24 protein-coding genes and 2 pseudogenes are annotated in these 23,788 nt (G+C 72.9%); 18 read left to right on the plus strand and 8 right to left on the minus strand.

Going from position 1 to position 23,788, the window contains the following annotated elements; translation table 11 throughout:
* Positions 1–390: 390 nt before the first annotated feature.
* Complete coding sequence (locus tag ABTX62_RS03395) at positions 391–849, minus strand: ATP-binding protein (protein ID WP_352114582.1); 459 nt, start codon at positions 847–849, stop codon at positions 391–393.
* A gap of 213 nt (positions 850–1,062) precedes the next feature.
* Between ABTX62_RS03395 and ABTX62_RS03400 the strand changes: the two genes are divergently transcribed.
* Both ABTX62_RS03400 and ABTX62_RS03405 read left to right on the plus strand, forming a co-directional pair.
* Positions 1,063–1,923, plus strand: a complete 861-nt coding sequence (locus ABTX62_RS03400) for a helix-turn-helix domain-containing protein (RefSeq protein WP_352114583.1) — start codon at positions 1,063–1,065, stop codon at positions 1,921–1,923.
* Positions 1,924–1,932: 9 nt separating this feature from the next.
* A complete protein-coding gene (locus ABTX62_RS03405; protein ID WP_352114584.1) occupies positions 1,933–2,163 on the plus strand; it encodes a DUF397 domain-containing protein in 231 nt (76 codons plus the stop codon).
* Positions 2,164–2,214: 51 nt separating this feature from the next.
* Here the strand turns inward: ABTX62_RS03405 and ABTX62_RS03410 are convergent, their stop codons facing one another.
* Positions 2,215–3,342 carry an 8-amino-7-oxononanoate synthase gene (locus tag ABTX62_RS03410; protein WP_352114585.1) on the minus strand — a complete coding sequence of 376 codons (1,128 nt, stop codon included), beginning with the start codon at positions 3,340–3,342 and terminating at the stop codon, positions 2,215–2,217.
* 150 nt (positions 3,343–3,492) lie between these two features.
* Here ABTX62_RS03410 and bioB point away from each other — a divergent pair, with 150 nt between their 5' ends.
* The 6 genes from bioB (at position 3,493) to ABTX62_RS03440 (ending at position 9,339) form a co-directional block, all read left to right on the plus strand.
* The gene (gene bioB, locus ABTX62_RS03415) at positions 3,493–4,668 is read left to right on the plus strand and encodes a biotin synthase BioB (RefSeq protein ID WP_352114586.1); all 1,176 of its coding nucleotides are present in this window, start codon (positions 3,493–3,495) and stop codon (positions 4,666–4,668) included.
* On the plus strand, positions 4,661–5,941 hold the full coding sequence (locus ABTX62_RS03420; RefSeq protein ID WP_352114587.1) for an adenosylmethionine--8-amino-7-oxononanoate transaminase: 1,281 nt from the start codon (positions 4,661–4,663) through the stop codon (positions 5,939–5,941). The genes bioB and ABTX62_RS03420 overlap by 8 nt, the downstream gene beginning before the upstream one ends.
* Position 5,942: 1 nt before the next feature.
* Positions 5,943–6,668 carry a dethiobiotin synthase gene (gene bioD / locus ABTX62_RS03425; protein ID WP_352114588.1) on the plus strand — a complete coding sequence of 242 codons (726 nt, stop codon included), beginning with the start codon at positions 5,943–5,945 and terminating at the stop codon, positions 6,666–6,668.
* A gap of 84 nt (positions 6,669–6,752) precedes the next feature.
* The gene (gene bla, locus ABTX62_RS03430) at positions 6,753–7,652 is read left to right on the plus strand and encodes a class A beta-lactamase (protein ID WP_352114589.1); all 900 of its coding nucleotides are present in this window, start codon (positions 6,753–6,755) and stop codon (positions 7,650–7,652) included.
* A gap of 40 nt (positions 7,653–7,692) precedes the next feature.
* Positions 7,693–8,595: an endonuclease/exonuclease/phosphatase family protein gene (locus tag ABTX62_RS03435; RefSeq protein WP_352114670.1), complete on the plus strand. Its 903-nt coding sequence runs from the start codon at positions 7,693–7,695 to the stop codon at positions 8,593–8,595.
* Positions 8,596–8,664: 69 nt separating this feature from the next.
* A complete protein-coding gene (locus tag ABTX62_RS03440) occupies positions 8,665–9,339 on the plus strand; it encodes a class I SAM-dependent methyltransferase (protein ID WP_352114590.1) in 675 nt (224 codons plus the stop codon).
* Position 9,340: 1 nt separating this feature from the next.
* Here ABTX62_RS03440 and ABTX62_RS03445 read toward each other — a convergent pair whose 3' ends face one another.
* Positions 9,341–9,715, minus strand: coding sequence for a fic family toxin-antitoxin system, toxin component (locus ABTX62_RS03445; protein ID WP_352114591.1), 375 nt, complete (start codon positions 9,713–9,715; stop codon positions 9,341–9,343).
* Positions 9,716–9,719: 4 nt separating this feature from the next.
* Complete coding sequence (locus ABTX62_RS03450; RefSeq protein WP_086560028.1) at positions 9,720–9,959, minus strand: toxin-antitoxin system HicB family antitoxin; 240 nt, start codon at positions 9,957–9,959, stop codon at positions 9,720–9,722.
* A gap of 135 nt (positions 9,960–10,094) precedes the next feature.
* Here ABTX62_RS03450 and ABTX62_RS03455 point away from each other — a divergent pair, with 135 nt between their 5' ends.
* From ABTX62_RS03455 to mug, 8 genes are all read left to right on the plus strand, one after another.
* Positions 10,095–10,910 carry an ABC transporter ATP-binding protein gene (locus tag ABTX62_RS03455; RefSeq protein WP_352114592.1) on the plus strand — a complete coding sequence of 272 codons (816 nt, stop codon included), beginning with the start codon at positions 10,095–10,097 and terminating at the stop codon, positions 10,908–10,910.
* Positions 10,911–10,914: 4 nt separating this feature from the next.
* Positions 10,915–13,482 (plus strand): ABC transporter permease, encoded by a 2,568-nt coding sequence (locus ABTX62_RS03460; RefSeq protein ID WP_352114593.1) that lies wholly within the window; start codon positions 10,915–10,917, stop codon positions 13,480–13,482.
* 56 nt (positions 13,483–13,538) lie between these two features.
* Entirely contained in the window at positions 13,539–13,985 is a 447-nt protein-coding gene (locus ABTX62_RS03465) for a GNAT family N-acetyltransferase (protein ID WP_352114594.1), read from the plus strand.
* Positions 13,986–14,138: 153 nt separating this feature from the next.
* Positions 14,139–15,479 carry a hemolysin family protein gene (locus ABTX62_RS03470; protein WP_352114595.1) on the plus strand — a complete coding sequence of 447 codons (1,341 nt, stop codon included), beginning with the start codon at positions 14,139–14,141 and terminating at the stop codon, positions 15,477–15,479.
* Positions 15,476–16,489 carry a hemolysin family protein gene (locus ABTX62_RS03475; protein ID WP_352114596.1) on the plus strand — a complete coding sequence of 338 codons (1,014 nt, stop codon included), beginning with the start codon at positions 15,476–15,478 and terminating at the stop codon, positions 16,487–16,489. Before ABTX62_RS03470 ends, ABTX62_RS03475 begins: the two co-directional genes overlap by 4 nt.
* Before the next feature lie 81 nt (positions 16,490–16,570).
* Positions 16,571–17,350 carry an SGNH/GDSL hydrolase family protein gene (locus ABTX62_RS03480; RefSeq protein ID WP_352114597.1) on the plus strand — a complete coding sequence of 260 codons (780 nt, stop codon included), beginning with the start codon at positions 16,571–16,573 and terminating at the stop codon, positions 17,348–17,350.
* A gap of 92 nt (positions 17,351–17,442) precedes the next feature.
* Entirely contained in the window at positions 17,443–18,885 is a 1,443-nt protein-coding gene (gene purB / locus ABTX62_RS03485) for an adenylosuccinate lyase (protein ID WP_352114598.1), read from the plus strand.
* A 13-nt stretch (positions 18,886–18,898) separates the two neighbouring features.
* A complete protein-coding gene (gene mug, locus ABTX62_RS03490; protein ID WP_352114599.1) occupies positions 18,899–19,447 on the plus strand; it encodes a G/U mismatch-specific DNA glycosylase in 549 nt (182 codons plus the stop codon).
* A gap of 4 nt (positions 19,448–19,451) precedes the next feature.
* Here the strand turns inward: mug and ABTX62_RS03495 are convergent, their stop codons facing one another.
* Positions 19,452–19,883, minus strand: coding sequence for a hypothetical protein (locus ABTX62_RS03495; protein ID WP_352114600.1), 432 nt, complete (start codon positions 19,881–19,883; stop codon positions 19,452–19,454).
* A gap of 55 nt (positions 19,884–19,938) precedes the next feature.
* Positions 19,939–20,046 (minus strand): annotated as a pseudogene (locus tag ABTX62_RS03500) (ABC transporter permease); the annotation flags it as partial.
* A 25-nt stretch (positions 20,047–20,071) separates the two neighbouring features.
* Between ABTX62_RS03500 and ABTX62_RS03505 the strand changes: the two are divergent.
* Positions 20,072–20,497, plus strand: a pseudogene (locus ABTX62_RS03505) (LuxR C-terminal-related transcriptional regulator); the annotation flags it as partial.
* An 88-nt stretch (positions 20,498–20,585) separates the two neighbouring features.
* Positions 20,586–21,728, plus strand: a complete 1,143-nt coding sequence (locus tag ABTX62_RS03510) for an ROK family transcriptional regulator (RefSeq protein ID WP_283970859.1) — start codon at positions 20,586–20,588, stop codon at positions 21,726–21,728.
* A gap of 94 nt (positions 21,729–21,822) precedes the next feature.
* Here ABTX62_RS03510 and ABTX62_RS03515 read toward each other — a convergent pair whose 3' ends face one another.
* Together ABTX62_RS03515 and ABTX62_RS03520 are read right to left on the minus strand one after the other, a co-directional pair.
* Positions 21,823–22,584, minus strand: a complete 762-nt coding sequence (locus ABTX62_RS03515; protein ID WP_352114601.1) for a GntR family transcriptional regulator — start codon at positions 22,582–22,584, stop codon at positions 21,823–21,825.
* A 167-nt stretch (positions 22,585–22,751) separates the two neighbouring features.
* Complete coding sequence (locus tag ABTX62_RS03520) at positions 22,752–23,636, minus strand: RNA polymerase sigma-70 factor (protein WP_352114602.1); 885 nt, start codon at positions 23,634–23,636, stop codon at positions 22,752–22,754.
* Between the last annotated feature and the right edge of the window lie 152 nt (positions 23,637–23,788).

The raw sequence follows: 23,788 nt of genomic DNA on the forward strand, positions 1-23,788 counted from the left end.
CGATGAGCGCGTCCGGGGCTCGTGGGGAGGCCCGAAGGAGGCACCGCGGCTCACAAGGGACCTGAGGAGGCGGCGTGCTCTCAGGCGGCCCGGAGGAGGCACCGTGACGCGCGCGGTGACCCGGAGAGGGTGCCGCGGCTCGCAGGCGATGCGGGAGGAAGCACCACAGCTCGCACGGAGGCCCGAAGGGGCGGCGTGCTCGCAGGGGCGGCGTGCTCGCAGGGGGCCCGGAGGAAGCACCTGACTCGGAGGCGGCGCCGGAGGGCGCCATGGCTCGCGGGCGGCCGGAAGGGGGCGCCGCGGCTCGCGGGGGGGCGCGGATGCCGGTCGCGTCGGCCCGGGTAGCTCAGGGCATTCGCTGGGGAGGTTTTTCGGTCCTGCTACAAGCGGTCACGGCTCCTGCCGGACCATCGTGGTCACCGGCTGGACCGGAGCGGCCCACGGGAGTTCGATCGAGATGGTCTTGCCGCCTTCGCGGGTGGGGCGGATGCGGAGCCGGCCACCGCACTCGGCGGTCAGCCAGCGGATGATGACCAGCCCGCGGCCGTTGTCCTGCTGGACGGCGGCGGGCAGGCGTCTGGGGAAGCGCGGGTGACTGTCCGTGACACCGATACGCAGCCGCTCGTCGCGATCGAGCTCCAGGTCCACGGTGAACGTCGGTGACTGGCCGAAGGTGTGCTGGACCGCGTTGGTGGCGAGTTCGGAGATGATGAGCCGGACGGTGTCGGACACTTCCGTGTCCGCCGGCAGGCCCCACTCCGCCAGCGTGCCCACCACGTAGGTGCGCGCAGCGGAGACCGAGGCGGGATCGCTCGGCAGAGTGACGGATGCTTCCAAATGGTCTGCCATGGCGACGTCGTCCCTTTCCCACGGGACCGCAGTCCGACACGGAGCGGATGGTTCGAGTACGGTCCCGGACTGGTGCTTCGTCGCCAGACTGCCATCAGAACGCCCTCGAAGGACGGCGATCCACCAAGATATGCATATATCTGTCGCTCAAAGCGGTGAACTCTGCGACGCGAAACCGTATTTGGGTGGCTCGGAAGGAGTAAGGAGGAGCCCATGCAGCACGGTCCCGCGGTGCGCCGCCGGAAACTGGGCGCCGAACTGCGTGCGCTGCGCTCCTCGGCGGGGCTCACGAGCGGTGAGGCGGCCCGGCTGGTGGGCTGGCACCAGTCCAAGGTCAGCCGGATCGAGACGGGCACGAGCGGGGTGAAACCGGCCGATGTGCGGTTACTCCTCGACGCCTACTCCGTGGCGGACTCCCAACTTCGCGAGCTGCTCATGGTGCTGGCGGGGCCCGACGAGAGCGGTGGACGTCATCACTGGTGGCACGCCTATCGCGGGGTGCTGCCGCCGACCTACCGGGACTTCATCAGCCTGGAATCGCAGGCCGGCGCGATGCGCACGCTGGAGACCACCGTCGTCCCGGGCCTGCTCCAGACACCCGAGTACGCCCGCGCGGTGACGAAGGCCGCGGTGGAGGGGCTTTCGGAGGACCGTCTCGACACGCTGGTCGAGGTGCGACTGGCCCGGCAGGACGTGCTGCGCGCGGATCCCCCGCTGGAACTGAGCGCCGTCCTGGACGAGGCGGTGCTGCGCCGGGAGGTGGGCGGACCCGGGGTCATGGCCCGCCAGCTGGAACGACTGGTCGAGGCCGCCCGGCTCCCCCAAGTGCGGTTGCAGGTGCTGCCCTTCGCCGCCGGGGCGCACATCGGCGTCACCGGCCCTTTCGTTATCTTGTCATTTTCGAGCACTTCTGATCTGGATGTGGTTGTTCTCGACCACTTGACGAGTAGCCTCTACCTCGAACGGAAAGAAGACCTCCAGGCCTACACGGAGGCCTTCAACGCCCTTCAGATCCACGCCCTTTCGCCCGAGGACTCGTTGGATTTCATCGCCGGGACAGCCGCCGGCGCGTAAGGAGGCACCATGCGTGCACTGCCTCGTCACGTCCCCTCAAGCATCGGACTGCACGGTGTGCGGTGGTTGCGCAGCAGCTACAGCACCGGCGCGAACAACTGCGTCGAGACCGCGCGTCCGGATGCCCCGCCCTGGGCCGGACTGCTCGCCGTGCGCGACTCCAAGGACCCGGCCGGACCCGCGCTGCTCTTCTCTCCGGGGAGCTGGGCGGCGTTCGCGGCCGGGGTGGACCGCATGTAACCGCGTTCGATCAGACCGACATCGTGCGACACACGGCCGTGTCACGCCGACTCATGGTCGCGTCTCGCCGATCAGCCGTACAGCGCGTGCGATCTGCTGACCGGTCAGGTCAGCGCGGGCGGTCAGCCTGAGCCGTGAGATGCCGTCGGGCACGGAGGGAGGACGGAAACAGCCCACGGCCAGGCCCGCCGCGCGGCACTTCGCCGCCCAGTTCACCGCGTCCTCGGCAGAGGGCGCCCGCACCGAGACCACCGCGGCGTCCGGACGTACCGCTTCCAGTCCCGCGGCGGTCAGGCGTGCGTGCAGTTCGGCCGCCACCGCGCGGGCCCGTGCGGCCCGTTCCGGCTCGCGGCGCAGCAGCCGGAGGGCCGACAGGGCCGCCCCCGCCGCGGCGGGGGCGAGTCCGGTGTCGAAGATGAACGTCCGGGCCGCGTTGACCAGGTGGTCGATGACCCGGGCGGGGCCGAGGACGGCTCCGCCCTGGCTGCCGAGCGACTTGGACAGGGTGACCGTCGCTACGACGTCGTCGGCGCCCGCGAGTCCCGCCGCGTACGGGGCGCCCCGGCCGCCGTCGCCCAGGACGCCCAGGCCGTGGGCGTCGTCGACGACCAGTCCGGCGCCGCGCTCCCGGCAGGCCTCGGCCAGCGCGGTGAGGGGGGCGGCGTCGCCGTCGACCGAGAAGACCGTGTCGGACACGGCGATCGCCGTGCCCTCGTGCGCCGACAGTGCCTTGCGCACGGCGTCGGGCTCGGCGTGCGCCACGACCTGGGTGGTGCCGCGGGCCAGCCGGCAGCCGTCGATGAGCGAGGCGTGGTTGCCCGCGTCGGAGACGATCAGGGAGCCGTGCGGGGCCAGCGCGGTGACGGCGGCGAGGTTGGCGGCGTAACCGGAGGAGAAGACCAGGGCTGCCTCGAAACCGCAGAAGTCGGCCAGTTCCCGTTCCAGCTCCGTGTGCAGTTCGGTGGTGCCGGTGACGAGCCGGGAGCCGGTCGAGCCGCCGCCCCAGGTCCGCGCGGCCCGGGCCGCGCCCTCGGTGATCTCGGGGTGACGGGCCAGCCCCAGGTAGTCGTTGCTCGCCAGGTCGAGGAGCGGCGAAGCGGCCGGACGGGGGCGCAGAATCCGTACGAGTCCGGCGCGGCGGCGCCGCTGGGCCTGCTCGTCGATCCAGCCGAACGCCATGGGTGGTCCTCCGGGGAATTTGTAGGCAGTGCACAGACACTAGCGGGACGACCAGCAGGTCAGTGTGTGGCGATACCCACACCTCGTAGCGACTCTGTTGTACGAAGCCTCCTTGGCCCCGGGTGCCTCCGTAGGACAGGATCGGCTTCCATGGACCTGCTGAACACGCTGGTGGACAAGGGGCTTCGGCGCGAGCTGCCGACCCGCGACGAAGCACTGGCCGTCCTCGCGACGTCCGACGACGACCTGCTCGATGTGGTGGCCGCGGCCGGAAAGGTGCGGCGGCACTGGTTCGGCCGGCGGGTGAAACTGAACTATCTCGTCAACCTCAAGTCCGGCCTGTGCCCCGAGGACTGCTCGTACTGTTCGCAGCGGCTCGGCTCGACGGCCGGGATCCTGAAGTACACCTGGCTCAAGCCCGGCCAGGCGTCCGACGCGGCGGCGGCCGGTGTGGCCGGAGGGGCCAAGCGGGTGTGCCTGGTGGCCAGCGGGCGCGGCCCGACCGACCGGGACGTGGACCGGGTCTCCGAGACGATCAGGGCGATCAAGGAGAACAACGAGGGCGTCGAGGTGTGCGCCTGCCTCGGTCTGCTCTCCGACGGCCAGGCGGAGCGGCTGCGCGAGGCGGGCGCCGACGCCTACAACCACAACCTCAACACGTCCGAGGCGACGTACGGGGAGATCACCACCACGCACACCTACGAGGACCGCGTCGACACCGTGCACAAGGCGCACGCGGCCGGTCTGTCCGCCTGCTCCGGGCTGATCGCCGGCATGGGCGAGACGGACGAGGACCTCGTGGACGTCGTCTTCTCGCTGCGTGAGCTGGACCCGGACTCGGTTCCGGTCAACTTCCTGATCCCGTTCGAGGGCACTCCGCTCGGCAAGGAGTGGAACCTGACCCCGCAGCGATGCCTGCGGATCCTGGCGATGACGCGGTTCGTCTGCCCGGACGTCGAGGTGCGGATCGCCGGTGGACGTGAGGTCCATCTGCGCACGGTGCAGCCGCTCGCCCTGCACCTGGCCAACTCGATCTTCCTGGGCGACTACCTCACCAGTGAGGGCCAGGCCGGCAAGGCCGACCTGGAGATGATCGCGGACGCCGGGTTCGAGGTGGAGGGCACCGACCGGGTGACGCTTCCGGAGCACCGGGCCGCCGGCGGCTGCCACGACGGTGGCGGAGTGTGCGGTTCCGGGGGTGGCGGGGCGTGCGGATCCGGCGAGGAACCGCAGGTCGCCGACGCCCGTACCGGCGCCGACCCCCGGACCGACCTGGTCGCCGTGCGCCGCCGGGGCGCCGGGACCGACCTCGCGCCCAATGCCTGAGCGCACGGTCGCCGAGCTGCTGGAACTCGACCGGCGGCACGTGTGGCATCCCTACGGCCCGATGCCCGGGCGGCAGGAACCGCTCGTCGTGGAGTCGGCGAGCGGAGTGCGGCTGCGGCTCGCCGACGGTTCGGGGGAGCTGGTCGACGGGATGTCGTCCTGGTGGTCGGCGATCCACGGCTACAACCACCCCGTGCTCAACGAGGCCGCGCGCGAGCAGCTGGGGCGGATGAGCCACGTGATGTTCGGGGGGCTCACCCACGAGCCCGCCGTACGCCTGGCGAAGCTCCTTGTCGACATGTCGCCCGAAGGCCTGGAGCATGTCTTCCTCGCCGACTCCGGGTCGGTGTCGGTCGAGGTCGCGGTCAAGATGTGCCTGCAGTACTGGCGCTCGCTGGGCCGCCCCGGCAAGCAGCGGCTGCTGACCTGGCGCGGCGGCTACCACGGCGACACCTGGCAGCCCATGTCGGTGTGCGATCCGGACGGCGGGATGCACGACCTGTGGACCGGGGTGCTGCAACGCCAGGTGTTCGCCGACCCGCCCCCGGTGGAGTACGAGGAGGCGTACGCCGAGCACCTGCGATCGCTGATCGAGCGGCACGCCGGTGAGCTGGCCGCGGTGGTCGTCGAGCCGGTGGTTCAGGGCGCGGGCGGGATGCGGTTCCACTCCCCCGCGTATCTGCGGGTGCTGCGCGATGCGTGCGACGCGCACGGCGTACTGCTGGTGTTCGACGAGATCGCGACCGGTTTCGGCCGTACGGGCACGATGTTCGCGGCGGAACACGCGGCCGTGACGCCCGACGTGATGTGCGTGGGCAAGGCCCTGACCGGCGGGTACCTGACGATGGCGGCGGCGCTGTGCACCGCGCGGGTGGCCGACGGCATCTCGCGGGGCGAGGTGCCGGTGCTCGCGCACGGCCCCACCTTCATGGGCAACCCGCTGGCGGCCGCCGTGGCCTGCGCCTCGATCGAGCTGCTGCTCGGGCAGGACTGGACCGCGGAGGTCAAGCGGATCGAGGCGGGGCTGCGGGACGGACTCTCGGCCGCCTCGGACCTGCCGGGGGTGAAGGACGTCCGGGTCCTCGGCGCGATCGGGGTCGTAGAGCTGGATCACGCGGTGGACATGCGGGCGGCGACCGAGGCGGCCGTGCACGAAGGCGTGTGGCTGCGGCCGTTCCGCGATCTGATCTACACCATGCCGCCGTACGTGACGGGCGACGCGGACCTCGCGCGGATCGCCCGGGCCGTGTGCGCGGCGGCGCGGGAGGGATGACATGCCGGTACTGGTGATCACGGGCACGGGCACGGAGGTCGGCAAGACGGTCGTGACCGCCGCCGTCGCCGCGACGGCGCTGGCGGCCGGCCGGTCGGTGGCCGTGCTCAAGGCCGCCCAGACGGGCGTACGGCCGGACGAGCCGGGCGACGCCGCCGAGGTGGCGCGCCTGGCGGGGCCGCTGACCACGGCCGAACTGGCCCGGTATCCCGAGCCGTTGGCCCCCGCCACGGCCGCACGCCGGGCGGGCCGGGCCCCGGTGCATCCGCACGAGGTCGCGGAGGCCGCCGCCAAGCTGGCCACCGAGCACGATTTGGTGCTGGTCGAGGGGGCCGGCGGACTCCTCGTACGGTTCGACGCGGCCGGTGGGACCCTGGCGGACGCCGCCCGGCTGCTGTCGGCGCCGGTGCTGGTCGTGGCGCCGGCGGGACTCGGCACCCTGAACACGACGGAGCTGACGGCGCGTGAACTGCGCTCTCGGGGCCTGGAGATGGCCGGGATCGTGATCGGGAGCTGGCCGGCCGCCCCCGGCCTCGCCGCGCGCTGCAATCTCGCGGACCTGCCGGACGTGGCCGGAGCGCCGCTGCTGGGTGCCGTTCCGGCGGGGTCGGCCGCCCTCTCCCCCGCCGCCTTCCGGGCATCCGCGCCGCACTGGCTGGCCCCCCGGCTGGACGGCTCGTGGGACGCGGAGGCGTTCCGGGTACGGGAGGCACCCGAGGCGTGGTGAGGGCCCGTTCGGGCACGCGGTGAAACCGGACCGGACGTGATCGCGTGTTGACCTACGTACGTGATCGCCTCCGAAGGGACCACCTTGCACACGAACAGATCACGCCCGTCCCGCCGCACGGCTCTCGCGCTGGGCACGGCCGCCGCTCTCTCGCTGGGCGGCGGCACGGCCCACGCGTCATCCGGCACCGGCGCTGTCACCGCGAGGCTGCGGGAACTGGAGCGGGAGCACACCGCCCGGCTGGGCGTGTACGCCCGCAACCTGCGCACCGGCCGGACGGTGGCGTACCGGGCGGACGAACGCTTCCCGATGGCCTCGGTGTTCAAGACCCTGGCCGCCGCGGCCGTCCTGCGCGACCTCGACCACGACGGCGAGTTCCTGGCGCGCCGTGTCCGCTACACGCAGGACTACGTCACGAAGTCCGGGTACTCCCCGATCACCGAGAAGAACGTCGCGACCGGCATGACCGTCGGCGAACTGTGCGACGCCACCATCCGCTTCAGCGACAACACCGCGGGCAACCTGCTCCTGAAGGAACTCGGCGGGCCGACGGCCGTCACGCGCTTCTGCCGCTCGATCGGTGACCGGGTCACCCGGCTCGACCGGTGGGAGCCCGAGCTCAACTCGGCGGAGCCGTGGCGCGTGACCGACACGACCTCCCCGCGTGCCGTCGGCACGACCTACGCCCGGTTGGTGCTCGGCACCGCGCTGGAGCCCCGGGACCGGGCACGGCTCACGGACTGGCTGCTGCGCAACACCACCAGCACCGAGAAGTTCCGCAAGGCCCTGCCCGCCGACTGGCTGATCGCCGACAAGACCGGCGGCGGGCGGTACGGCACCAACAACGACGTGGGCGTCGTCCGGCCGCCGGACGGCCCGCCGATCGCGCTGTCCGTCCTGACCACCCAGCCGGAGGAGGAGGCCGTGGCCGACAACCCGCTGGTGGCCCGGACGGCCGCGCTGGTGGCGGCGGAACTCGCCTAGCGTGACCGTCGGCGGCAGGTCGCGGTGGGACGTGCGGCTGATGTGCGGTGCGGCCGGTGCCGCCGCGCTCCAGGCGCTGCACTTCGCCGTACCCAACGGGGCCGGGCGGCCGGGGAGCCTGCTGGAGACGTTCCTGCCATGGCTCGGGCTGAGCGTGCCCGTGCTCGGCTGCCTCGCGCTGCTCAAGCGGTCGTGGGCGGGACTCCTCGCCTGCCTGGCGCCCCTGGCCGTCTGGCTCTGGATGTTCGGCGGGATGTGGTTCTCCCCCACCCGGGCCCCGGGCCCGTACGACCTGACCGTCGTCCAGCACAACGTGGCCGACGACAACGCCGACCCCTCCGGCACCGCGCGGGCGCTGCGCGCCGCCCGTGCGGGGCTGGTGGCCGTGCAGGAACTGACGCCCGCCGCGCGACCCGTCTACCAGAACGTCCTGGGCGACTCGCACCCGCACCGGGCCGTCCACGGCACGGTCGGGCTCTGGTCGGCCCATCCCCTGTCGGACGTGCGGCCCGTGGACATCCGGCCCGAGGGCTTCCCGGCGAGCTGGCAGCGGGGCCTGCGGGCCACGGTGTCCGCGCCGGGCGGGAGCATCACGGTGTACGTGGTCCACCTGCCGTCCGTCCGGCTCGGCCCGGCGGGCCTGGCGTCGGCGGCCCGTGACGAGAGCGCGGCCCTGCTCGGAGCCCTGGTAGCCGACGATCCGGCCGACCGGCTCCTGGTGGTGGGCGACCTCAACGGCACGGTGCGGGACCGCGGTCTCGGGCCGCTCACCTCCCGGCTGAACGCCCCGCCCTCGGGGTTCGCGTTCAGCTGGCCGGCCGCCCTGCCGGTGGCGAGGATCGATCAGGTGCTGGGGAGAGGGGTGGAGGTGGCGGAGGTGTCGGCACTGGCGGCGACCGGAAGCGACCACCGTCCGGTCCTGGGCCGCGTACGCCTGCGGTAGACGGCAGGGGTGCGCCGGGCCGGTCACGGGGAGAATCGGGGTAGGCCCGGCATCGTCAGGGAGGTCGCCATGCCGTTCCGTTCCGCCGCGGTGCCACGGGACGCCGTGCACCATCCGCTGTTCGCCCGCTGCTACGCCCGGGCCAGTGTGGCCGCCGAGACCCGGATGGGCATGGGCCGGATCCGCGGGAGACTGCTCGGCGGGCTGTCCGGGCGGGTGATCGAGATCGGCGCGGGCAACGGGCTGAACTTCGCCCACTACCCGGGCACCGTCGCGGAGGTCGTGGCCATCGAACCGGAGCGGCGGCTGCGGCAGCTGGCCGTGGAGGCCGCGCTGCGCGCCGAGGTGCCGGTGGACGTGGCGCCGGGGGTGGCCGAGGCGCTGCCGGTCAAGAGCGAGGGCTTCGACGCCGCCGTGGTGTCGCTGGTGCTGTGCAGTGTGCGGGCCGTGCCCCGGGCGCTCGGGGAGCTGCGGCGGGTGCTGCGGCCGGGCGGCGAGGTGCGGTTCTTCGAGCACGGCCGGGGCGGCGGCCGGGCGATGACCTTCACCCAGCAGGCCCTGGACCGGACGGTGTGGCCGGTGCTGAGCGGGGGCTGCCATGTGGCGCGGGAGCCGGTGCGGGCCCTGCGGGACGCCGGGTTCGAACTCGGCCCCTACCGGCGGGTGCTCATGCCCGAACAGGGGCCGACGCTGCCCACCTCCTACTGCGTGCTCGGCACGGCGTGGCGCCCTGCCGAGGGGTGAGTCACAGGCTCCATCGGCGCAGCTCCTGCTCGATCTCCCGTACGGAGGCCACGCCGCTCTTGACCAGCCGGGCGAGGTCGCGGACCTGCTCGGGTGAGGTGACGACCTTGGCGCCGCTGGCCACGAGGTACGCGTAGGCGACGGCGGAGGCGAACAGGGCGTTGGAGCGTTCCAGCGCGGGGACGTGGAGGAGGAGCTGGAGCAGGGCGGCGGCGCGGGCGTGCGGGCTGTCGTAGACGGGGACGTCGAACACGGCGGCGCGGTGCCGGGCGACGGCGGCGACGAGGGCTCCCCAGTCGGTGACCTGCGGGTCTCCGGGGGTTTTCTGCTCGGCGAGCATCAGCAGCCAGGCGAGGTCGATCTCGAGGTTGTCCAACGGTTCAGTGGCGTCCTTCGCGCGTGCCCTCACGGTCCCCGCCGAACTCCTCGGCGAAGACGGACTCGTACTGCTTCATGAAGTCCGCGGCGGCCTCCACGAAGGTGTGGCCCACCTCGCCGGTGTCCTGGCGGACCAGCTCCTCGATGTAGCGGTTGACGCTCATCCCGCGGGCCAGGGCGCGTTCTCGCGCGGCTCGGGCGGTGCCCTCGTCGACGCGCACGTTCAGCTGGGTCTTGGCCATACCACGACGCTAGCGCGCGGGTGCTAGCACCGGCAAGGGCGGAGTCCGACCCGCGGAGGATACCGAGTGTGGGCCGGATCACATTACCCTCGGTCAGGGCCAGGAGGTCCTGACGTCCACCCAGAGGAGGCGGCCTTGTCCACACCTGCTGCGGAGCACGTTCCCGGCCTCGCGCCGGCCGACGGGATCGCGGCCCGCGCCCGCGGTCTGACCAAGGCGTACGGCGCGGGCGAGACGGCCGTGCTCGCGCTCGACTCGGTGGATGTGGACGTCGTCCGGGGCCGGTTCACCGCGGTCATGGGGCCCTCGGGCTCCGGGAAGTCCACGCTGATGCACTGTCTGGCGGGGCTCGACACCGTCTCGGCCGGTCAGGTGTGGCTGGGCGACACGGAGATCACGGGGCTGCGGGACCGTGAGCTGACGCGGCTTCGCCGCGACCGGATCGGGTTCATGTTCCAGTCGTTCAACCTCATCCCGACCCTGAACGCGCTGGAGAACATCACCCTGCCCATGGACATCGCGGGCCGCAAGCCCGACGAGAAGTGGCTGGACCAGGTGATCGACACCCTCGGGCTGAGGGACCGGCTCGGGCACCGGCCGTCGCAGCTCTCCGGCGGTCAGCAGCAGCGCGTGGCCTGTGCCCGGGCCCTGGCCTCCCGGCCCGAGCTGATCTTCGCGGACGAGCCGACCGGCAACCTGGACTCGCGCGCCGGCCTGGAGGTGCTCGCCTTCCTGCGCGAGGCGGTGGACCGGCTCGGGCAGACCGTCGTCATGGTCACCCACGACCCGGGCGCCGCCGCCCACTCCGACCTGGTGCTCTTCCTCGGGGACGGCCGGATCGTCGACGAGATGCGCCGCCCGACGGCGGAGGCGGTCCTGGAGCGGATGAAGAGGTTCGACGTGATCCGCACCCGGTACGAGGACGCCCCGGCGTCGTCCGAGGAGAACTGAGCCCGTGCTCAAGGCGACCCTGAGGAGCTTCCTGGCGCACAAGGGGCGGCTGCTGCTCTCGGCGCTCGCCGTCCTGCTGTCCGTCGCGTTCGTCACGGGGAGCCTGATCTTCTCGGACACCGTCAGCCGCACCTTCGACCGGCTGTTCGCCTCCACGGCGGCCGATGTGACGGTCAGCCCGAAGGAGGGCCTCGACGAGGCGGTGCCCTCCGGCCGGACGGCCACCCTGCCGGCCGCGCTCGCCGAACGGGTCCGGCAGGTGGACGGGGTCGCGGCGGCCCGCGCCGACGTGAAGGTGAACGGCCTCACGGTCGTCGACGAGCAGAACGAGCCGGTGGGCCCGACCACCGGGGCGCCGACGCTCGGGTACGCCTGGAACCCGTACGAGCGCAGCCCCGTGGAGCTGACCTCGGGCCACGCCCCGCACGGCCCCGCCGAGGCGCTGCTCGACTCCGAGACCGCCGGCCGCAGGGACGTGCGCATCGGCGACACCCTCACCGTCATCGCGCCGCCGGGGTCGTTCGAGGTGCGGGTGGTCGGCATCGTCACGTTCACGACCACCAACCCCGGCTCCGCGCTGATCTACGTCGACACCCCCACCGCGCAGACCAGGCTGCTCGGCCGGCCGGGGACGGCCACCGGCATCTCGGTCGACGCGGCGGAGGGCGTCAGCGACGCTCAGCTCAAGCAGCGGGTGGCGGACGCGCTCGGGGCGCAGGCCTACGACTACCGGACGGCCGGCGAGCAGGCACAGTCGGATGTCGAGCAACTGGGCGGGTTCCTTGACGTCATCAAGTACGTGATGCTCGGCTTCGCCGGGATCGCCGTGCTGGTGGGCGTGTTCCTGATCGTCAACACCTTCTCCATGCTGATCGCCCAGCGCACCCGGGAGCTGGGGCTGTTGCGCGCGCTCGGCGCCGACCGGCGCCAGGTCCGGCGCTCGGTCCTCACCGAGGCCCTGCTGCTCGGCCTGGTCGGCTCCACGCTGGGGCTGGCCGCGGGCATCGGACTCGCCGCCGGTCTGATCGCGCTGATGGGCCTGCTCGGCATGAACATCGACGCCGACGAGATGGAGATCCGCTGGGTGACACCGGTGGCGGCGTATGGCGTCGGGCTCGGCGTCACCTTCGTCGCCGCCTACCTCCCGGCGCGGCGGGCCGCGGGTGTCTCACCGATGGCCGCGCTCTCGGACGCGGAGGTCGCCGGGGTGGGCCGGCCGCTGCGGACGCGCGCGGTGGCGGGTGGGATCGTCGGTACGGCCGGTGCGGCGGCGCTCGTGGGCTGCGCGGTCTCGGAGCGGACGGCGACGGCGGCGTCCCTGCTGGGGTCCGGCGTGGTGCTCACCCTGATCGCGACCGTGGTCGCCGGGCCGCTGCTGGTGCGGCCGGTGATCCGGGTGCTCGGCGCGGCCTTTCCCGCGCTGTTCGGGTCGATCGGCCGGATGAGTCAGCGCAACGCCCTGCGCAACCCCCGCCGCACCGGTGCCACCGCCGCCGCCCTGATGGTGGGGATCGCCCTGGTCGGCGGGATGTCGGTGGCCAGTGAGTCGATGACCGCGTCGTTCGACCGGCAGATCGACAGGACGCTGGGCGCCGACTTCGTCATCCAGAACACCAACTTCCAGCCGTTCCCGCGGGAGGTCACCGACAAAGTGCGCGGCACCGACGGCGTGGGCCTCGTGGTGCGCGGGCGGTTCACGCCCGTCGCGGTGCGGCTCCCGGACGGCGACCGGGTGGAGACGACCGCCGCGGGCTATGACCCCCGGCTCGACGACGTCGCCAACATCACCTATGTGCGGGGAGACTCCGCGGCCGCGCTGGCGGACGGGCACATGGCCATGGACCGGGACTTCGCGCGCGACCACGGCGTGCGGGTGGGCAGCACCCTCCCGGTGGAGTTCCAGGGCGGACGCTCGGCCGAGCTGACGGTCGGCGCGCTCACCGACCAGGACTCCGCCGAGGGGTTCGGCACCCAGGGCGGGCTGTACTTCGGGCTGGGCACCCTGGAGCGGTACGCGCCGGGCGGGCAGGACTCCGCGCTCTACGTCAACGCCTCGGGCGGTACCGGCGACGACGACCTGCGCGCGAGCCTGGAGAAGACCCTGGACCCGTATCCGCAGGTGCAGGTGCGGGACCTGGCCGACTACAAGCAGCTGGTCCACGACCAGATCGCCGTGCTGCTGTACCTGGTGTACGCGCTGCTGGGCCTGGCGATCATCATCGCGGTGCTGGGCGTGGTCAACACCCTGGCGCTGTCGGTCGTCGAACGCACCCGGGAGATCGGCCTGTTGCGGGCGATCGGGCTGGCCCGGCGTCAGCTGCGGCGGATGATCCGGCTGGAGTCGGTGGTGATCGCCGTGTTCGGGGCGGTCCTGGGGCTCGTGCTGGGGCTGGTGTGGGGTGTCTGCACGCACCGGGTCCTGGCGCTCCAGGGCATGACGGCCCTGGCGGTCCCGTGGCTGACGATCGTGCTGGTGGTGGTGGGCTCGGCGGTGGTCGGAGTCGTGGCGGCGCTGCTGCCGGCGCTGCGCGCGTCCCGCATGAACGTACTGGCGGCGATCGCGCACCAGTGACGTCCGGATGGTGAAACGGCGCCGACCCGGGCCGGCGCGAGTGGTGTGATCACGGGATGACCGACTTGCGCATCCGGGCCGCGACGCCCGGGGACCTCGACGCCGTCCTGGCTTTCTGGAAGGTGGCCGCCGAGGGCACGAGCATCAGTGACGACCGCGGCGGCGTGGAGCGGCTGGTCGCACGGGACCCCGAGGCGCTGATCCTCGCGGAGCGCGGCGGCGAGCCGGTGGGCACGGTGATCGCCGGGTTCGACGGCTGGCGCTGTCATCTGTACCGGCTGGCCGTGCACCCGGACCACCGCCGCCGGGGGATCGCGTCCGCGCTGCTCACCGCCGCGGAGGAGCGGTTCGTGCGGCTCGGCGGGCGCCGCGCGGACGCGATGGTGCTCACCCGCAACGCGACCGCGCACCGGGCGTGGGGCGCCGCCGGTTACGGGCCCGAGGAGCAGTGGCGGCGCTGGGTGAAGCCGCTCACCGGCCAGGCGCCGCCCCCGGCCTCGTGATCGACCGGGGAGGAGTTTTATCCATCCTTTACCCTTGAATGGCCACTCGGTCTGCATGAAAGGTCGTGAGCGTCCGCCCATGGGCGAGCCTCCCCGTGCGCGACACCGCGCGTTCCGCCCCTTCCCGGAGAACCATGGAACAGGGGTGAACCGATGACCGAAGTGCTCCTCCTCCTGGCGGCGATCCTGCTCTCGCTCGCCTGCGGCGCCTTCGTGGCGGCCGAGTTCTCGCTCACCACGGTCGAGCGCGGCGAGCTGGAGCGGGCCGCCGAGCGCGGCGAACGAGGTGCGCGAGGCGCCCTGAAGGCCGTACGGAATCTGACGTTCCAGCTCTCCGGCGCGCAGCTCGGCATCACGGTCACGAACCTGGTCGTCGGCATGCTCGCCGAGCCGTCGATCGCCGCCCTGATCGCCGGGCCCATGGAGGACCTCGGCCTCTCCCGTTCGGCGTCGCGCAGTGTCGCGCTGGTGCTGGGCACGGGCGCGTCGACGGTGTTCCTGATGGTCGTCGGCGAGCTGGTGCCCAAGAACTGGGCGATCTCCTCGCCGCTGGCGGTCGCCAAGACCGTGGGCAACGCGCAGCGCTGGTTCAGCGCCGCCTTCCGGCCCTTCATCACGCATCTCAACAACACCGCGAACCGGGTGGTGCGGCGGATCGGTGTCGAGCCCGCCGAGGAGCTCGCCTCGGCGCGCGGGCCGCAGGAGCTGGCGGCCCTCGCCCGCCACTCCGCCAAGGAGGGCGCCCTGGAGCCCGACACCGCCGAGCTGTTCGTGCGGACCCTGAACCTCGCCGATCTGACCGCGGAGAACGTGATGACGCCCCGGGTGCAGGTCGTCGCGCTGGAGGTGCAGGCGACCCTGGAGGACGTGGCCAACGCGACCCGCGCGACCGGCCTGTCACGGTTCCCCGTCTACCGCGGGACGCTCGACTCGGTCGTCGGGACGGCGCACGTCAAGGACGTGCTGGCGGTGCCGGCCGAGCGCCGCACCCGGATCTACGTCTCCGAGCTGATGCGCGAGCCGCTGCTGGTCCCGGAGACGCTCACCGTCGACCGGCTCCTGGACCGGCTCTCCGGCAAGCGCACGATGGCCGTCGTGATCGACGAGTACGGCGGCACGGCGGGCGTGGCCACGCTGGAGGACATCGTCGAGGAGGTCGTCGGCGAGGTGCGCGACGAACACGATCCGCACGAGACCCCGGACCTGGCCCCGGCGGGCAGGGACGAGGCCGGGCACCCGCTGTACTCGGCCGACGGCTCCGCGCGCATGGACCAGTTGGAACGCGTCGGGCTGCGCGCGCCGGAGGGTCCCTACGAGACGCTCGCCGGGCTGGTGGCCACGGTGCTCGGCCGGATACCGGCCGCCGGTGACACCCTCGAGGTGGCCGACTGGCACCTGGAGGTCCTCGACGCCACGGGACGCCGGGCCGCCCGGGTCCGGTTGCGCGCCCCCCTCGGCGACCGGAAGCCCGACGAGACGGGGGTGGAGCTGTGACCGCCGTCCAGCTGCTGATCGGACTGGCGACGCTGGTCGTCAACGCCTTCTTCGTCGGCGCCGAGTTCGCACTGATCTCGGTGCGCCGCAGCCAGATCGAGCCCCACGTCGACCGGGGCGAACGACGCGCCAAGAGCGTGCTGTGGGGCCTGGAGCACGTGTCCGCGCTGATGGCGACGGCCCAGCTCGGCATCACCCTGTGCACGCTGGTCCTGGGCGTCGTGGCCGAACCGGCCATCGCGCATCTGCTGGAGCCGGTGTTCCACGCGGTGGGCGTGCCCGAGGGGGCGGGCCACGCGGTGTCCTTCGTGATCGCGCTGGCCCTGGCGACGTATCTGCACATGCTGCTCGGCGAGATGGTGCCGAAGAACATCGCGCTGGCCGAGCCGGTGCGCAGCGCGCTGGTGCTCGGACCGCCGCTGGTGGCGCTGTCCCGGGCGCTGCGCCCGGTGATCTTCACCGTGAACGCCTTCGCCAACGCGCTGCTGAGGCTGCTGCGCGTGGAGGCCCGGGAGGAGGTCACCGCCTCCTACTCGGACGCGGAGATCGCGCAGCTCGTGAAGGACTCCAGCGAGGCCGGCCTGATCGACGAACGGGCCCGGGAGCGGCTGCGCGACGCGCTGGAGCTCGGCCGCCGTCCGGTGCGGGACGTGGTGCTGCCGCTGGAGCGCGTGGTGTACGCGCGCGTCGGCGTCACACCGGAGGAGCTGGAGCGGCTGTCGGCGGAGTCCGGGTTCTCCCGTTTCCCGGTGGTGGACGACGGGCGGCGGATCGTGGGCTATCTCCATGTGAAGGACGCCCTGGAGGCCCTCGGGCGTGACGTGCCGTTCCGGCTGCGCGACATGCGGCCCATCGCGCGCGTGGTGGAGCGCACACCACTGGACGACGTCCTGACGGCGATGCGGGGCAGCCGTACGCACCTCGCCGCCGTCGTCGGGGCGGACGGGCGCATGGCAGGGCTGGTGAGCATGGAGGACGTCCTGCGGGAGCTGTTCGGCCGACGGGCATGAGACGGGCGGCGGAGCCCGCGGCCCGGGCCTTGGAGGCCGACCGACTGCTGGGTATGTGCACGGGATACCATTTCCGTCGCCATGCAGACGAACCCCACCTACAGCAGCCTGGTCGCGGTCGGCGACTCCTTCACCGAGGGCATGTCGGACCTGATGCCCGACGGCACCTACCGGGGCTGGGCCGACCTGCTCGCCGCACGGATGGCGGCCCGCACGCCCGGCTTCCGGTACGCCAACCTCGCCGTGCGCGGCAAGCTGATCCGGCAGATCGTCGACGAGCAGGTCGACGTCGCGGCGGCCATGGGCGCCGACGTGATCACCCTGGTCGGCGGGCTCAACGACACGCTGCGGCCCAAGTGCGACATGGGCCGGGTGCGCGGGCTGCTGGAGGAAGCCGTGGAGAAGCTGGCCCCCGCGTGCCGGCAGCTGGTCCTGATGCGCAGCCCGGGCCGGCAGGGTCCCGTCCTGGAGCGGTTCCGGCCGCGCATGGAGGAGCTGTTCGCCTGCGTCGACGAGCTGGCCGCCCGGCACAGCGCGATCGTCGTCGACCTGTACGGAGCCCCGTCCCTGAGCGACCCGCGGATGTGGGACGTGGACCGGCTGCACCTGACGGCCGAGGGCCACCGCCGGGTCGCGGAGGCGGTGTGGCAGACGCTGGGCTACGACCCCGAGGACGCCGACTGGCACACGCCGATGCCCGCGACGCTGCCGCCCGGCTGGGTCATGCGGCGCGTGGCCGACGCACGCTTCGCCCGGCAGCACCTCCTGCCGTGGATAGCCCGCCGCCTGACGGGCCGCTCCTCGGGCGACGGCCTGCCCTCCAAGCGGCCGGAGCTGCTGCCGTACGAGGACCGGGCGTAGGCGCAGGTGGAGGCGGCCGGGGCCCTCTCGTAGGTTCCGACAAGGACACCCGGGGCGCTGGCCTGCACGAATCGCCAGTAGAATCCGTGCACGTGACTTCCGCTCCCGCCAAGCCCCGCATCCCGAACGTCCTCGCCGGACGCTACGCCTCCGCCGAGCTCGCCACGCTCTGGTCGCCCGAGCACAAGGTGAAGCTGGAGCGACAGCTCTGGCTCGCCGTGCTGCGGGCCCAGAAGGACCTCGGGATCGAGGTGCCGGACGCGGCGCTCGCCGACTACGAGCGTGTCCTCGACACCGTCGACCTGACCTCCATCGCCGAGCGCGAGAAGGTCACGCGGCACGACGTGAAGGCACGGATCGAGGAGTTCAACGACCTCGCCGGGCACGAGCACGTGCACAAGGGCATGACCTCCCGCGACCTCACCGAGAACGTCGAGCAGCTGCAGATCCGCCTCTCGCTGGAGCTGATGCGCGACCGCACGGTGGCCGTCCTGGCCCGGCTCGGCAAGCTGGCCGGCGAGTACGGCGAGCTGGTCATGGCCGGCCGCTCGCACAACGTGGCCGCGCAGGCCACCACCCTCGGCAAGCGCTTCGCCACCGCCGCCGACGAGCTGCTGGCCGCCCACGGCCGCGTCGAGGAGCTGCTGGGCCGCTACCCGTTGCGCGGCATCAAGGGGCCGGTCGGCACCGCACAGGACATGCTGGACCTGCTGGGCGGGGACGCCGCGAAGCTCGCGGACCTGGAGCAGCGGATTGCCACGCACCTGGGCTTCTCGCAGGCCTTCACCTCGGTCGGCCAGGTCTACCCGCGCTCGCTGGACTACGAAGTCGTGACGGCACTGGTGCAGCTGGCGTCGGCCCCGTCGTCGCTGGCGAAGACGATCCGGCTGATGGCCGGGCACGAGCTGGTCACCGAGGGCTTCAAGCCCGGCCAGGTCGGCTCCTCGGCGATGCCGCACAAGATGAACACCCGCTCCTGCGAGCGGGTCAACGGCCTGATGGTGATCCTGCGCGGCTACGCCTCGATGACCGGCGAGCTGGCGGGCGACCAGTGGAACGAGGGCGACGTGTCCTGCTCGGTGGTGCGTCGGGTCGCGCTGCCGGACGCGTTCTTCGCGCTGGACGGTCTGCTGGAGACGTTCCTGACGGTGCTCGACGAGTTCGGCGCGTTCCCGGCGGTCGTCGCCCGGGAACTGGACCGCTACCTGCCGTTCCTCGCCACCACGAAGGTGCTGATGGGCGCCGTGCGCGCGGGCGTCGGCCGGGAGCTGGCGCACGAGGCGATCAAGGAGAACGCCGTCGCCTCCGCGCTCGCCATGCGCGAGCGGGGCGCCGAGCGCAACGAACTGCTCGACAAGCTGGCCGCCGACGCGCGCATCCCGCTGGACCGCGACCGGCTCGACGCGCTGATGGCCGACAAGCTGTCCTTCACCGGCGCCGCGGGCGACCAGGTCGCCGCCGTCGTCGCCCGGATCGAGGAGATCGTGAAGCAGCACCCCCGGGCCGCGGGCTACACGCCCGGGGCGATCCTCTGACACGCCGCCCGTGATGGCGCGTTTCACGCCCGAGGAGCTTCAGGCCGCCCGCGACCGCGTCGTGCCCGACGTGGTCGCGGAGGGCCTGCGTGTCCTGTTCTGCGGGATCAACCCCGGTCTGATGACAGCCGCGACGGGTCATCACTTCGCCCGCCCCGGCAACCGCTTCTGGCCGGCGCTGCACCGGTCCGGGTTCACGCCGCGGCTGCTGAAGCCGTCGGAGCAGCAGGAGTTGCCGTCGTACGGGCTCGGCATCACCAACGTCGTGGCGCGGGCCTCGGCCCGGGCCGACGAGCTGAGCGCGGCGGAGTACCGGGAGGGCGGGCGGCTGCTCGCGACGAAGGTGGAACGGCTGCGGCCGCGCTGGCTGGCCGTCGTGGGGGTGACCGCCTACCGCGCCGCGTTCGACGACCGCACGGCGCGGGTGGGTCCGCAGCCGCGGACGATCGGCCACTCGCGCGTGTGGGTGCTGCCCAATCCGAGCGGGCTGAACGCGCACTGGACGCTGGAGACGATGGCGGAGGAGTTCGGACGGCTGCGGGAGGCCGCCACCGAGGACTGATCCGCTACGGCGGGTCCGTCTGCGTGATCAGGGCGAGCAACTGCACCTCCCGCGAGGGGTCCCGGTCCGCGACCGCCACGGCGACCCAGCGGCCCGTGCCCTCCACCTCCCACAGGTGGGCCACGCTCGCCCGCGCGCTCAACTCGGCCCAGGGGCGGGGTATCTCCTCCCCCGCCGTGCGCAGCAGGACGGTCTGCAGGTTGTACGGGGCGGTGTCGCCCCAGCGGGAGGCGAGGAGCTCGTAGACGGCGTCCCGGTCCTTCTCGTACTGGTCGATCGTCATCGCGCGGGCCGCCGGGTCGCCGTCCGTCGCGGCTTCTAACACCGCGATGTGGTGACCGGGCCCCGAGACACCGACGTCCGACGGGCCGTGCTCCGCCGGAAAGGGGCGGCAGCACAGCTCGTCGATGAGGGCGATGTGCCGTGCGATGTTCATGCCTCCAGTAAACCCGCCCCCACTGACACTTGGCGGGCCGTCATCCGGTCGGCCGTCAGGCGTCCCTGCGTCGCAGGCTCCAGGCCCCGGCCAGCAAGGCGGCGGCCGTCCACAGCCCGGTCACCGCGAGCCCCGACCACGGCCCGAGGGTGCCGTCGTAGCTCGACAAGCTGGCCGCCGACGCACCCATCCTCGTGGTGACGACCTTCGAGAACGACGAGTACGTGTACGAGGCGCTGCGGGCGGGAGCCGACGGGTTCCTGCTGAAGCGTGCCCGGCCCGCCGAGATCGTGCACGCGGTGCGGTTGATCGCCGAGGGCGAGTCGCTGCTGTTCCCGGCCTCGGTGCGGCAGCTCGCCGCCGAGTACGGCGACACGGGAGGGAACCGTGCGGCTCGGGCGCTGCTGGAGCGGGCCCAGCTCACCGAGCGCGAGACCGAGGTGTTGCGGCTGATGGCGCGGGGCCTGTCCAACGCGGAGATCGCCGCCCGGCTGATCGTGGGGACCGAGACCGTGAAGTCGCACGTCAGCTCGGTGCTGGCGAAACTGGGGGCGCGCGATCGCACCCAGGCGGTGATCGCGGCGTACGAGTCGGGCTTCGTGGCGCCGGGCTGACCGCGAGAGCCGGCGCCTGCCCCTCGCCGGGGTGTGCCGTACCGAAGTACGATCCGGCCAACACGCGCACGACCTGGGAGGACGGACGGTGGGGCGGCTGACCGGCGGGGACCCCTCGCTGCTGCGACGGATCAACTCCGCGGTGGTGCTGCACGCGTTGCGTGCCACGGACTGCGCGACGCTGACCGAGATCACCCGGGTGACGGGGCTGTCCCGGCCGACCGTCGAGGGCGTCGTCGAGGGGCTCATCGAGGCGGGGCTCGTCGTCGAGAAGGCCGCCGAGGAGGGCGCCGCCCGGCGGCAGGGGCGCCCGGCGCGGCGGTTCCGCTTCCGGGCGGAGGCCGGGCATCTGCTGGGGCTGGAGATCGGGGCGCACCGGGTGGCCGCGCTGCTGTCCGACCTGGACGGCCGGGTGATCGGCGCCCAGGCCAAGGAGGTCCCCGAGACGGCGGGGGCGGACGAGCGACTGGAGCGGCTGCGCGGGGCCGTCGCGGAGCTGCTGCGGCGGGCCGGTGTCGCACGCGGCTCGCTGCGGGCCGTGGGCGTGGCCACGCCCGGGATCGTCGAGGCGGACGGCACGGTGCGGCTGGGCACGGCGCTGCCGGGCTGGACGGGGCTGCGGCTGGGCGAGCGGCTGAGCCGGTCGTTCAAGTGCCCGGTGCTGGTCGAAAACGACGCCAACGCCGCGGCCGTCGCCGAACACTGGAAGGGCGCCGCCACCGAGTCGGACGACGTGGTGTTCGTGCTGGCGGGGCTCAGCCCGGGCGCCGGTTCGCTGATCGGGGGCCGGCTGCACCGGGGTTACGGCGGAGCGGCCGGCGAGATCGGCGCGCTGCATCTGCTGGGCCGGGGGGTGACGCCCGAGACGCTCCTGTCGACCACCGACGAGCCCTTGCACCCGCTCGACGAGCAGGCCGTCGCCGAGGTCTTCGCCCAGGCCCGCGGCGGCGACCAGCGGGCCCGCGCGGCCGTCGACCGCTTCATCCAGCGCCTGGTCCACGACGTGGCGGCCCTCGTCCTCGCCCTGGACCCGGAGCTGGTCGTCATCGGCGGCTGGGCGGCGGGTCTGGACGGCGTCCTGCCACCCCTGCGCCGGGAACTCGCGCGCTACTGTCTGCGCCCCCCGGAGGTGACCCTTTCCAGCCTGGGAGACGCGGCCGTGGCGACGGGCGCCCTGCGCCTGGCCCTGGACCACGTGGAGGAACAGCTGTTCACCGTGGAACGTCCTTGAGCGGCCGCGCCCTCCCCCCGGGGGCGCGCAGAACCGCGCGACAGGCCACGACGGACCCGCAGCCCCGCTCACCGCACGGCCCACGGCGTCCGGGTCAGGAAGCCTGCCGCTGAAGCCCGGCGTGAATCTCCACGTCTCCCGAGTCGCCGAAGGTCAACCGGCACGTGTCGGCGCGATAGGTCGCCACCGACAACGCGGCCGTCCGCCCCTCGGCGACGAACCGCGTGGTCACCACCAGCACGGGCGCTCCGGGCAGCCGGTCCAGTTCCTTGGCCTCGTCGGCGCCGGCGGAGCCGAGCTCCACCGCGTTCTCCTGCCGCTCCGGCTCCAGCCGCTGCAGCTCGCGCAGCACCGCACGCGCGTGTGCCGCCGCGGACGGCGCGTCGATGCCGGAGAGGTCGGGTACCGAGGACCGCGGGACGTAGAGCAGTTCCGCGGCCACGGGCCGGCCGTGCGAGACACGGGAGCGGCGCACGACGTGCACGGACTCCTGCTCGCCGGTCTCCAGCGCCTCGGCGACCGCCGCGGGCGGCACCGCCACCGTGCAGTCGACGGGCTGCCAGGCGTCCTCGGGGCCGCCCGGCCAGGTGTGCGGGCCGGTGCCGAGCGAGACGCCCATGCGGGGCGGCGCGACGGTCGTCCCGACTCCGCGGCGGCGCTGCAGCCTGCCTTCGAGTTCGAGCTGCTCCAGGGCCTGGCGGAGCGTGGCGCGGGCGACGCCGAAGCGGGCCGCGAGGTCGCGCTCGTTGGGAAGGATCTCCCCCACCGAGAACTCCGAGTCGAGCGCTTGGCTGAGCACCGTCTTGAGATGCCAGTACTTCGGTTCCTGCACCGATTCCAGCTGCGTGGTCCCCACCCTGTCCTCCGCGATAGCCGTGGTCGGCGGCGTTTCAGCGCCCTTGTTTATTAAAGGTTGTTGCACTTCTCTGCGACCATAGGGCGGCCCTGATCCTTGGTCAAGACCAATGGTCGGGAACGTTCACGGCCCGTGGTCGGGGGCCTCGGCGGGCCCGGGTCGTCCGGTCACGCGGCGGCCAGTGACCGCAGCTTGTCGGGGTTGCGGATGATGTAGACGGCCTGGACCCGGCCGTCGGCGACGTCGATCTGGAAGACGGAGTCGGGTCTGCCGCCGGACAGGACGAGGACGGCCGGGCCGCCGTTGAGCTCCAGGAAACGGACGGAGAAGTCCGCGACACCCTTGCGCGCCGCGCCGACGAGGAAGCGGCCCACCTTGTCGGCGCTCCGCAGGACCCGCAGCGGCGCCCGTGACGTGCCGCCGCTGTCGCCGACGAGCCGCACCTCCGGGGCGAGCAGCGCCATCAGGCCTTCGAGGTCGCCGTCGGCGGCGGCGGCGAGAAACCGCTCGGTGAGGTCGCGGCGCCGGGCGGGGTCGACCTCGTAGCGCGGGCGCCGCTCCCCGACGTGCTTGCGGGCCCGCCCGGCCAGCTGGCGCACCGCCGGTTCGCCGCGGTCGAGCATGGCGGCGATGTCGGCGTAGGGGAAGCCGAAGGCCTCGCGCAGCACGAACACGGCCCGCTCCAGCGGCGACAGCGACTCCAGTACGACGAGGACGGCGAGGGAGACGGAGTCGGCGAGCACGACGCGCTCGGCGGTGTCCGGGACGGTGTCGCCGAAGTCGGTGACGTAGGGTTCGGGCAGCCAGGGGCCGACGTACGTCTCGTCGCGGGCCTTGATCTGGCGCAGCCGGTCGATGGCGAGCCGGGTGGTGATCCGCACGAGGTAGCCGCGTGGTTCGCGCACGTCGTCGCGAGCGGCGCCGGACCAGCGCAGCCAGGCTTCCTGGACCACGTCCTCCGCGTCGGCGACGCGCCCCAGCATGCGGTAGGCGACGCCCAGCAGGACGGGACGGTGTGCTTCGAAGACATCGGTCGCGGTCTCGGTGGTCACGGCTCCATCCCAGCCCACCGCTGCGGCCCTGTCCAGGCGGAACCTTCTCTTCCCGGACAGACTGGCCGATAGGACACCGGTGAACGGCGGTACGGCCGGGAGGTGGCGATGCGGTACGCGGCGCCGGGCACGGGGACAGGTCGGGCGCACGC

It is taken from the genome of Streptomyces sp. NPDC096046 (assembly GCF_040303285.1).
Taxonomy (GTDB): domain Bacteria; phylum Actinomycetota; class Actinomycetes; order Streptomycetales; family Streptomycetaceae; genus Streptomyces.